Genomic DNA, 8,679 nt, shown 5'->3' with positions numbered 1-8,679 from the left:
CTATTAGCATGGTCAGTTTTGGTGAAAGTAACCCAGTATGTTTGAATAAAACGCAAGAGTGTTGGGAAAAAAATCGTCGTGTTGATTTTAAACTTCCATAAATGCGTAGCATAACTCTTTCTATTTTATTTTCAGCCGCTTTATTTGCATCGGAACCTTCGGTTTTTGGTGCGGGTGATTTAAATTCTCCTAATCCGTACGGTCTTACCCATGAAGAGAAATTGATTCTTGAAAATAAAAAAGAACTGCAAGCTGTTATCCAAAAAAACAATGTTCAAACTTCTAAAGTTGAGACAGTGTCTGAACGACTTGAAGGAATGCAGGGAATTATTGAAGGACTTAGTCAGCGATCAAATGAACAGGCGTTGGCACTTCAAAAAATTCAAGATCTATTAGCCTCTGATAGCAATACTTCCTTTACATTGGATGCATTGAATAAACAAGTTATTGCGAATACAGAGAATATAGGGCAGTTTAAAGCACTTCTTGAAGAACTTTCGACTACAGTCGATCATTTAAATGCAAATTATGTTTCTAAAGAACAGTTTACGGTATTGTTGAAACAGTTGAAACTAAATGTACCTAATCTATCATCTTCTTCAATCGTTTCTGTAAAGATGGATAATAAGGAAATTGAACAAGAAGCGTACAAACTTTTTGATCAGCAAAAGTTTAATGAAGCACAAAAATATTTTGAACAGATGGTGCAAAAAAAATATAAAACCGCTGAAGCATTGTATATGATTGGTGAAACATATTTTGAACGTCATGAATACAAAGATGCGGTTTCGTATTATAAAGATAGTGCTTCACGAAATGAAAAAGCGGGCTATATGCCGACTCTATTATTACATTCTGGAATATCGATGGAAAAAATAGGTGAAAAAATGAGCGCAAAAGCATTTTATCAAATGACTGTTTCTAAATATAGTGGTAGCGGAGCAGCAAAGGAAGCGCAAGAAAAATTAACTAAGCTGAAATAAGTGATATTTTTCTTAAATAAGCATTTTCAGCATCACTATAGCTAAATGTGCTAAAATCGCACAATCTAAAGTTAAGGCACTAAAATGGCAATTGAAAATAATCAAATCGTATCGATTGAATACGAAGTACGTGACGGCGGAAACGTCGTAGATAGCAATATTGGGGGACATCCACTCACATTTATGTTCGGAAAAAGTCAAATTATTCCGGGTCTTGAAGCTGGAATTGTCAGCATGAATATTGGAGAAAAAGGTGATATTCTTGTAAAAGCAGCCGATGCGTACGGTGACTATAATGAAACAGCTCAACAAGAACTTCCGCGTGAACAATTTGCTGGGATCGATTTGAATGTCGGTATGACATTGTACGGTCAAGGTGAAGATGGCGGAACAGTTCAAGTTACTGTTAAAGAGATCCTAGATGATATGGTCATCATTGATTTCAATCACCCTCTTGCTGGGAAAGATTTGATGTTCACGGTTACCATTATGAATGTTCGTGATGCATCAGCTGAAGAAGCAATGACAGGAACTCCTGCTGAAAATCGTGTTGAAGAGAGTGGATGTTGTGGAAGTGGCGGAAATCACGGTTGTGGATGCCACTAATTTCTTAACTGCTTCGGCCGCATCAGTCGAAGCATTCAAAACAGCTAACTTACTCAAAGGTTTTGGTGTAAATGCTGTTATTTTTGGAGAACGTGGTACGGGTAAGCTTACCCTTGCCCGTTACATACTTCCTCATGCACCCATCATTGATGCTAGCCGTTTTGATGAACTTTTGGATGCAATTGAGAGTCATAGTGACATAATTATTCATCGTCTTGATAATGTGGCAAACCTTAAACGTCTTATAGAAGCGATTCAAAAATCACAGACGCGTGTTGTAGCTACTGCCGGTGGACGTTACTCTCAAGATCAGTTGGATGAGATTTTTACGATTCGTCTTGCATTACCACCTCTTAGTGAACGTAGTGAAGATGTAAGTGCGTTAATCGATGCTTTTGTTAAAGAGGCACGGCATACTTTGGGAAAATCTGAACCATTTGATCTTAATGGGTTTAATCCTGATCTCAGTGAAAATGCCATTTCATTGCGACGTCAAGTTTATCTTCATTATCTTTTTGACAGTATAAACGAGAATGATTTGATGGAAATAATGGAACATTATTTAGAAGAAAAGCTTGGAAATAATAACGATTATCGAGCTTTTTTACATTTGTATGAGGTTCCATTAATTCGTGCAGGAATTAAGCGATTTAAATCACAATTGCAGCTAGCAGAACGATTAGGCTTGAACCGAAATACATTACGTAAAAAGATTAGTGAACATAGTGAATATCAATTAGAAATCAAGGAGAGTTAATGTCTAAAAAAATCGCAATGATTTTCCCAGGTCAAGGGTCTCAAAGTATTGGTATGGGGAAATCATTTTATGAGAACAGTGCGTTGGCTCGTGAAATGTTTGACAAAGCAGGTAAGCGTATAGGAGTTGATTTTAGCAAACTTTTATTTGAAGAAAATACTCAACTCGATCAAACTGAATATACTCAACCTGCTATTTTACTTGTATCGATGATTGCTTATAAACTATTTCAAGAGTCTCATCCGAGCGATGCCGTATTGTTTTTAGGGCACTCACTGGGTGAATTTAGTGCTCTTTGTGCCAGTGGTGCTATTGATTATGTTGATGCAGTCGAGTTGGTACACAAGCGTGGAAAACTGATGCGAGAGGCATGTGAAAGTATTAATGCCGGAATGATGGCGATTTTGGGTCTGGATGATGCAGTTGTTGAAGATCTCTGTACAAAAGCTAACGATGAAGGTAAAAAGGTTTGGCCGGCGAACTATAACCAAGCGGGGCAGCTTGTGGTAGCAGGGATCAAAGAAGATTTGCAAGCGATGGAAAGTGTATTTAAAGAAGCGGGTGCCAAGCGGGCATTATTGCTCAATATGTCAATTGCAAGTCATTGTCCACTTCTAATTTCTGCAATGGAACCATTGGTTGAAGCGATGGAAAAGATGGTGAATGATACCTTTAGCGCATCGATCGTATCGAATGTTTCTACGGAAAAATATAATACTAAATCTGAAGCGTTGGATCTGTTAAAAGTACAGTTGATTAAACCGGTAAAATATAAACAATCGATTGAAGCGATTGCCGAAGAGATCGATATGATGATTGAGTTTGGAAACGGTGCTGTCCTTAAAGGGCTTAATAAGCGCAATGCACCGAATGTAGAAACTGTGGGAATTTCAGATATGGAATCGCTGACAAAGGTATGCGAAGCTCTCTCATGAAAGTTGCCCTGATCCAATCCGCACCAAAACTAAATCGTACTAATTTGGTCGATGTGTTAGCTCTTATTGAAGTAAATAAAGAGGTGGCAGACGTAGTAGTCTTTCCTGAGCTTTCTTTGAGTGGGTATACGCTCCAAGATAAATTGTTTGAAGATGCTTGGAAAGTGGAGGAATTAGAGGGATTAGCAGAAGCTAGCCAAACATGTGATATCGTTATCGGAGCAGCATTGTGGGATAATGGGTATGTATTTAACAGTGCTTTGTACTTTTCAAAAGGTTCATTACTACATATCCACCATAAAAATCATCTTCCGACGTATGGGATGTTTGAAGAGGGACGTTATTTTAGTGCAGGTAATGTAATAAATTCATTTCAAACTCCGAATGGCAATGCCGTGATGATTATTTGTGAAGATCTATGGCGTGCTGAAAGTATTGCCGCTATTGCCGCATCGGAAGCAGAGATCGTTTATGTGTTGGCAGCTTCTCCCGCACGTAATTTTGGTAATAAAGGACTTGAGATTGAAGCTCAATGGGAGGCTTTACTCAAAACGACTGCTTTACTAAGCCATAATTATGTCATTTTTGTGAATCGTGTTGGTTTTGAAGACGGTTTAGGATTTTGGGGGGGTAGCCTTGTGGTATCTCCGGTAGGAATGGTTGAATACAAGCTACCTCTTTTTGATGATACGACTATAGTAGTAGAGATTAATAGTAATTTACAAAAAGTTGGACGATACTTAGCAAAAAACTTCTGATCAAGGATATCAATGAGAATAGCCATTATGGGCGCAATGCGTGAAGAGATCGATCCGATTTTAGCGGCACTGGGTGATTATACGAGCGAAGAACATGCCGGAAATGTATATTATCGTGCTGAGTATGCAGGGCATGAACTTGTCATCGCCTATTCTAAAATCGGGAAAGTTTTTTCAGCGATTACCGCTTCGGTAATGTTAGAACGTTACGGTTCCAAAGCACTTCTTTTTAGTGGTGTCGCCGGAGGGATCAGCAAGGATCTTAAAATCGGTGATTTGATTATGGCAAGCCAATTGTGCCAGCATGATGTCGATATTACTGCTTTTGGTCATCCGGACGGTTTTATCCCTGAGAGCTCGGTTATGATTGAAACCGATGAGGATCTACGCTCTTTGGCTTCGGAGATTGCTATCGATATGGGTGTGGATCTTTATGAGGGGATTATTGCGACGGGAGATCAGTTTGTTGCTTCGCCTGAGCGAAAAGCATGGATTGAGCAAACCTTTAATGCCGATGCATTAGAGATGGAGGGGGCGAGTGTGGCGTGTGTATGTCATAACTTCGGTGTTCCGTTTTTCGTCCTCCGCTCTATCAGTGACAGTGCGGATGGGGATGCAGGGATCGATTTTGATACGTTCCTCAAAAGTTCCGCACAGGTGAGTGCCAAATTTATTTTAGAGATGGTAAAACGTATTGGCGATTAAACTCAGTAAAAAAATAATGAGCAAAATAGGTCGTACGAACGGCGAATTTGCCCTTATAGAAGAGGGGGATAAAATCCTCGTTGGCTTGAGCGGAGGGAAAGACTCTCTCACGATGATCCATGCGTTGATGGAACAACAACGGCGTGCTCCCTTTAAATTCGAGCTTATTGCCGTAACGGTAACGTACGGGATGGGAGAAGATTTATCGGCATTGTGTGAACATTGTGCGCAGCACGGGATTCCTCATCGTGTATATGAGACCAATACCTATGAAATCGCCGCTGATAAGATCCGCCAAAATTCGTCATTTTGCAGTTTTTTCTCCCGTATGCGTCGGGGAGCACTCTACAGTGCTGCTAAAGAGTTCGGATGCAACAAAGTGGCTCTTGGGCATCACCTTGATGATGCGGCGGAGAGTTTCTTTATGAATCTGATCTATAACGGTCATTTAAGAGCGTTAGCACCTAAGTATCGAGCAGGAAACGGTCTAATCGTTATACGCCCTTTGATCCAGTTGCGGGAACGTCAGCTTGCTGCCTGTGCTTTGGAAAACGAAATGCCGACCATCGGCGATGAAGCGTGTCCATCTATGCGTTTTGATGTCAAAATGCCCCATGCCCGTGCGAGTATGAAAACGATGCTTTTCGAGATGGAACAAAAATACCCTGATCTGTTTGTCTCAATCAACTCGGCATTCGGTCATATTAGCGACGATGCTTTTTTTGACCCAAGTAGATTTAATTTATAACAAACTAACTACTTTGTGATCAGCACGGCTGAGTGATAGCTGTGCGATCTCTTCTAAGCTAAACCACTCAAACCCCTCATCATTCATCTCTTTCAGACTCAGATAAACATCTGCTTCAAGGGTAAAATGGCTGTAACTTTGGGTAATATGTCCCAAAGGCGTTGAGAGGGTGTGCGGCAGTGCTTCACACTCAAAAAATCCCCATAGACCCGATAAAAATCGTGTTTGACGCTGCATAAGAGCGTAACGATCTTCTCTCTGGTAGACGATAATATTTCGGGTTCGGATCGGTTTGATTTTTTTGATTTTAGGTTCGGGGTAGGAGTGTGGGGTGTTTTTCCCCTCACACCATAACTCAAACGGACAAGATTCGCACAAGGGCTTTTTATTCAGACAGACGGATGAGCCCACATCCATCATCGCCTGATTGAACTCAAAGGGATGCTCAGGGTCAAAGAGGGTATAAGCGTATTCCCACAGCTTTTTTTCATCACGCGTTTGAAGTGCATAGTAGCGGTGCAATATCCGTTTCACATTGGCATCCATAATGGGAAGAGGTTCTCGGTAAGCAAAAGAGGCGATGGCATGGGCGGTTGAGCGACCGATACCGCTGAGCTGAATTAGATCATAGGCATTTGTGGGTAGTGCTCCGTTACATTGACGTGCCGCATGATGGAGATTACGGGCACGGGTGTAGTATCCTAAACCTTCCCATTTTTTTAGGACATCATCGAGACTTGCACGGGCTAAATCCTCCATCGTAGGGAATGCTTCCAGAAAGGGAAAATAGAACCGTTCAAGGACAGTTTTAACCTGTGTTTGTTGGAGCATTATTTCACTAAGATAAATTTTGTAAGGATCATCGGTTAGACGCCACGGCAGATCGTGACGGCCGTTTTTTTCGTACCAGCGAAGAAGGGAGGATTGAGGTGTATGCTTCATAAGTGAAATTGTATCCAATCAGACAAAAAATGAGTCGCTATTGTTTCCACTGGGGTTTTTTAGAGATTTTCAAGTATAATTTTTAGTTAAAATTTAAAGCAAAGTAACCGTAATATGACAATCTCATTTATGCAAGAACGAAATATTTTTTTTAAACTTATACTCATATGGTTTTTATCCATCAGTATTGTATCTACAACGCTTCTATCTGATGAGCTTTCAAATCTGTGCAGTCGAGACAAAAATGTTAATGAATTTACCGTACTCAGTTATCACGAAATATCGGATAAGAGTGAAACGCTCGATTCCACCTATGCGGTCACTCCATCTCACTTTGAAGAACAGGTTCATTGGTTGATCGATAATGGCTACCAATTTATCAGTATTAACGATATTCTAAAGTATCGAAAATATAAGAAATCATTGCCTTCAAAAGCTGTTTTGATGACGTTTGACGATGGGTATCAGTCTGTTTATACCAATGCTTATCCCTTGATCAAAAAATATAAGATACCGGTTGTTATTGCATTGGTCGGCAGTTGGATGGAAGCCAAAGAGATAGTTGATTTTGACGGACATAAGATTCCGAGAAACAAGTTTTTAAGTCACAAAGAGATTCGTGAAATGGCCCGAAGCGGTTTAGTCGAATATGCAAGCCACAGCTATTCTTCCCATAAAGGGATACAGGGCAATCCGCAGGGGAATATGCAACCGGCTATGATTACCCGCGAATGGTTGAATGATGCCCAAATGTATGAAGATGAAAAACGGTATCAGCAGCGTATTTATAATGACTTATTGAAAAACAACCGCTTTATACAAGAATATACAGGGCAAAAGCCTCGTGTCATGGTTTGGCCGTACGGGTACTATAACAAAGAAACACGCACGATTGCAGAACGTTTGGGGATGAGTATCGGATTAACGTTGGATGACGGGAGCAATACACACCTTACCCCTTTATGGGGGCTAAGACGTATCTTGATCGATAAGACGATGAGTTTGAAAGATTTAGAACAAAATATTCGCTCCCGTAATGCAAATTTGCTTGATAATGATAGGGTAACCAAAGCGGCACATATCGATTTGGATTATATGTATGATGCCGATCCGGCACAACAGGAGAGAAATCTGGGTGATTTGCTCGATCGGATCAAAAAATTGGGGGTGAATACGGTTTATTTGCAAGCCTTTGCCGATCCTGATGCCAACGGTGCGGCGGATTATGTCTATTTTCCCAACCGAAACCTACCGATGCGTGCCGATCTTTTTAATCGGGTGGCGTGGCAAATCGCGACGCGTACCCAAGTAAAGCGTATTTATGCGTGGATGCCGATGATGGCATGGCAGTTACCGCACAGTAATCCGGCCTCTAACGATACGGTTGTCACATTGCAAGTGGATTCAGGTCATCTCAATATGGGATATCCGAGATTATCTCCGTTTGCTCCCCAATCGCGAAAAGTGATTAAAGAGATTTACGAAGATTTGGCTAAATCGCCTCGTATTGACGGTATATTGTTTCATGACGATGTGACATTATCAGATTTTGAAGATGACAGCAAGGCGGCTCGTACCCAATACAAAAAATGGGGCTTAACACCAAACGTGACAAAAATTCGAGTAGACAGAGAACAGTATGAGAAGTGGACGAACCTCAAAACAGACTATTTGGACGCTTTTGCGATGCAACTGGCTCAAATCATACGAGATGAACACCCCGGTCTTAAAACGGCGCGTAATCTCTACGCTCAAGTCGCACTCAACAAGTACGCGGAAGAGTGGTATGCCCAAGGGTTGAGCAAATCGATCAATCGATACGATTACACAGCTATCATGGCAATGCCGTATATGGAACAAGCAAGTGATACACGAGAGTTTTATGATAAAATAGTTGAACGTGTCAAACAAGAAGAGTGTGGATTGGAGCGTACGGTGATGGAGTTGCAAACGGTCAACTGGAGAAAAAATGATGAATCGATTTCGTCTGAAGAATTGAATGATACGATAACTTATTTATATGGTTTAGGTATTCATCATATGGCGTATTATCCTGACAGTGTATTTAAAAATATCCCGAATGCCGATACGATTAAAAAGGCTTTTGGGCAAAAAGCGGTGTATATACATATGAACCTGCCAAACAATATTATTCCGACTGTTCAAGAGTAACGGATGATGACATATGATATATTGTGGCATTCACTTTGGCATTTTATTCTAGGATATGTCTTTTATTATCCGT

At 40.7% G+C, this 8,679-nt stretch carries 9 protein-coding genes and 1 pseudogene; 9 read left to right on the top strand and 1 reads right to left on the bottom strand.

The features are described from left to right. From WA010_RS12850 to WA010_RS12815, 8 genes and pseudogenes are all read left to right on the top strand, one after another. Positions 1 to 101 (top strand): annotated as a pseudogene (locus WA010_RS12850) (peptidoglycan-associated lipoprotein); the annotation flags it as partial. Then, positions 102 to 983, top strand: coding sequence for a tetratricopeptide repeat protein (locus WA010_RS12845; protein WP_422557516.1), 882 nt, complete (start codon positions 102 to 104; stop codon positions 981 to 983). Between the two features lie 84 nt (positions 984 to 1,067). After that, positions 1,068 to 1,589 (top strand): FKBP-type peptidyl-prolyl cis-trans isomerase, encoded by a 522-nt coding sequence (locus tag WA010_RS12840; RefSeq protein WP_422557515.1) that lies wholly within the window; start codon positions 1,068 to 1,070, stop codon positions 1,587 to 1,589. Then, entirely contained in the window at positions 1,552 to 2,346 is a 795-nt protein-coding gene (locus WA010_RS12835) for a helix-turn-helix domain-containing protein (protein WP_422557514.1), read from the top strand. Before WA010_RS12840 ends, WA010_RS12835 begins: the two co-directional genes overlap by 38 nt. Further along, entirely contained in the window at positions 2,346 to 3,281 is a 936-nt protein-coding gene (fabD, locus tag WA010_RS12830) for an ACP S-malonyltransferase (RefSeq protein WP_422557513.1), read from the top strand. Before WA010_RS12835 ends, fabD begins: the two co-directional genes overlap by 1 nt. Next, complete coding sequence (locus WA010_RS12825) at positions 3,263 to 4,039, top strand: nitrilase-related carbon-nitrogen hydrolase (RefSeq protein WP_422557512.1); 777 nt, start codon at positions 3,263 to 3,265, stop codon at positions 4,037 to 4,039. The genes fabD and WA010_RS12825 overlap by 19 nt, the downstream gene beginning before the upstream one ends. A 12-nt stretch (positions 4,040 to 4,051) precedes the next feature. Next, a complete protein-coding gene (locus tag WA010_RS12820; RefSeq protein WP_422557511.1) occupies positions 4,052 to 4,744 on the top strand; it encodes a 5'-methylthioadenosine/adenosylhomocysteine nucleosidase in 693 nt (230 codons plus the stop codon). Further along, positions 4,734 to 5,492 carry an ATP-binding protein gene (locus WA010_RS12815; RefSeq protein ID WP_422557510.1) on the top strand — a complete coding sequence of 253 codons (759 nt, stop codon included), beginning with the start codon at positions 4,734 to 4,736 and terminating at the stop codon, positions 5,490 to 5,492. The genes WA010_RS12820 and WA010_RS12815 overlap by 11 nt, the downstream gene beginning before the upstream one ends. On the opposite strand, the gene mutY is transcribed toward WA010_RS12815, so the two are convergent. Continuing rightward, on the bottom strand, positions 5,487 to 6,434 hold the full coding sequence (gene mutY / locus WA010_RS12810) for an A/G-specific adenine glycosylase (protein WP_422557509.1): 948 nt from the start codon (positions 6,432 to 6,434) through the stop codon (positions 5,487 to 5,489). The genes WA010_RS12815 and mutY overlap by 6 nt on opposite strands. A gap of 114 nt (positions 6,435 to 6,548) precedes the next feature. Here mutY and pgaB point away from each other — a divergent pair, with 114 nt between their 5' ends. Continuing rightward, positions 6,549 to 8,606 (top strand): poly-beta-1,6-N-acetyl-D-glucosamine N-deacetylase PgaB, encoded by a 2,058-nt coding sequence (gene pgaB, locus WA010_RS12805; RefSeq protein WP_422557508.1) that lies wholly within the window; start codon positions 6,549 to 6,551, stop codon positions 8,604 to 8,606. Positions 8,607 to 8,679: the final 73 nt, after the last annotated feature.

The sequence above is a fragment of the Sulfuricurvum sp. genome, assembly GCF_049305995.1.
Taxonomy (GTDB): domain Bacteria; phylum Campylobacterota; class Campylobacteria; order Campylobacterales; family Sulfurimonadaceae; genus Sulfuricurvum.
This window is presented reverse-complemented; position numbering and strand designations above follow the sequence as displayed.

What these genes read in the sequence shown, in the direction of transcription:
- WA010_RS12845 (WP_422557516.1), top strand. Translation starts at nt 102, where the DNA reads ATGCGTAGCATAACTCTTTCTATTTTATTTTCAGCCGCTTTATTTGCA.
- WA010_RS12840 (WP_422557515.1), top strand. Translation starts at nt 1,068, where the DNA reads ATGGCAATTGAAAATAATCAAATCGTATCGATTGAATACGAAGTACGT.
- fabD (WP_422557513.1), top strand. Translation starts at nt 2,346, where the DNA reads ATGTCTAAAAAAATCGCAATGATTTTCCCAGGTCAAGGGTCTCAAAGT.
- WA010_RS12825 (WP_422557512.1), top strand. Translation starts at nt 3,263, where the DNA reads ATGCGAAGCTCTCTCATGAAAGTTGCCCTGATCCAATCCGCACCAAAA.
- WA010_RS12820 (WP_422557511.1), top strand. Translation starts at nt 4,052, where the DNA reads ATGAGAATAGCCATTATGGGCGCAATGCGTGAAGAGATCGATCCGATT.
- mutY (WP_422557509.1), bottom strand. Translation starts at nt 6,434, where the DNA reads ATGAAGCATACACCTCAATCCTCCCTTCTTCGCTGGTACGAAAAAAAC.
- pgaB (WP_422557508.1), top strand. Translation starts at nt 6,549, where the DNA reads ATGACAATCTCATTTATGCAAGAACGAAATATTTTTTTTAAACTTATA.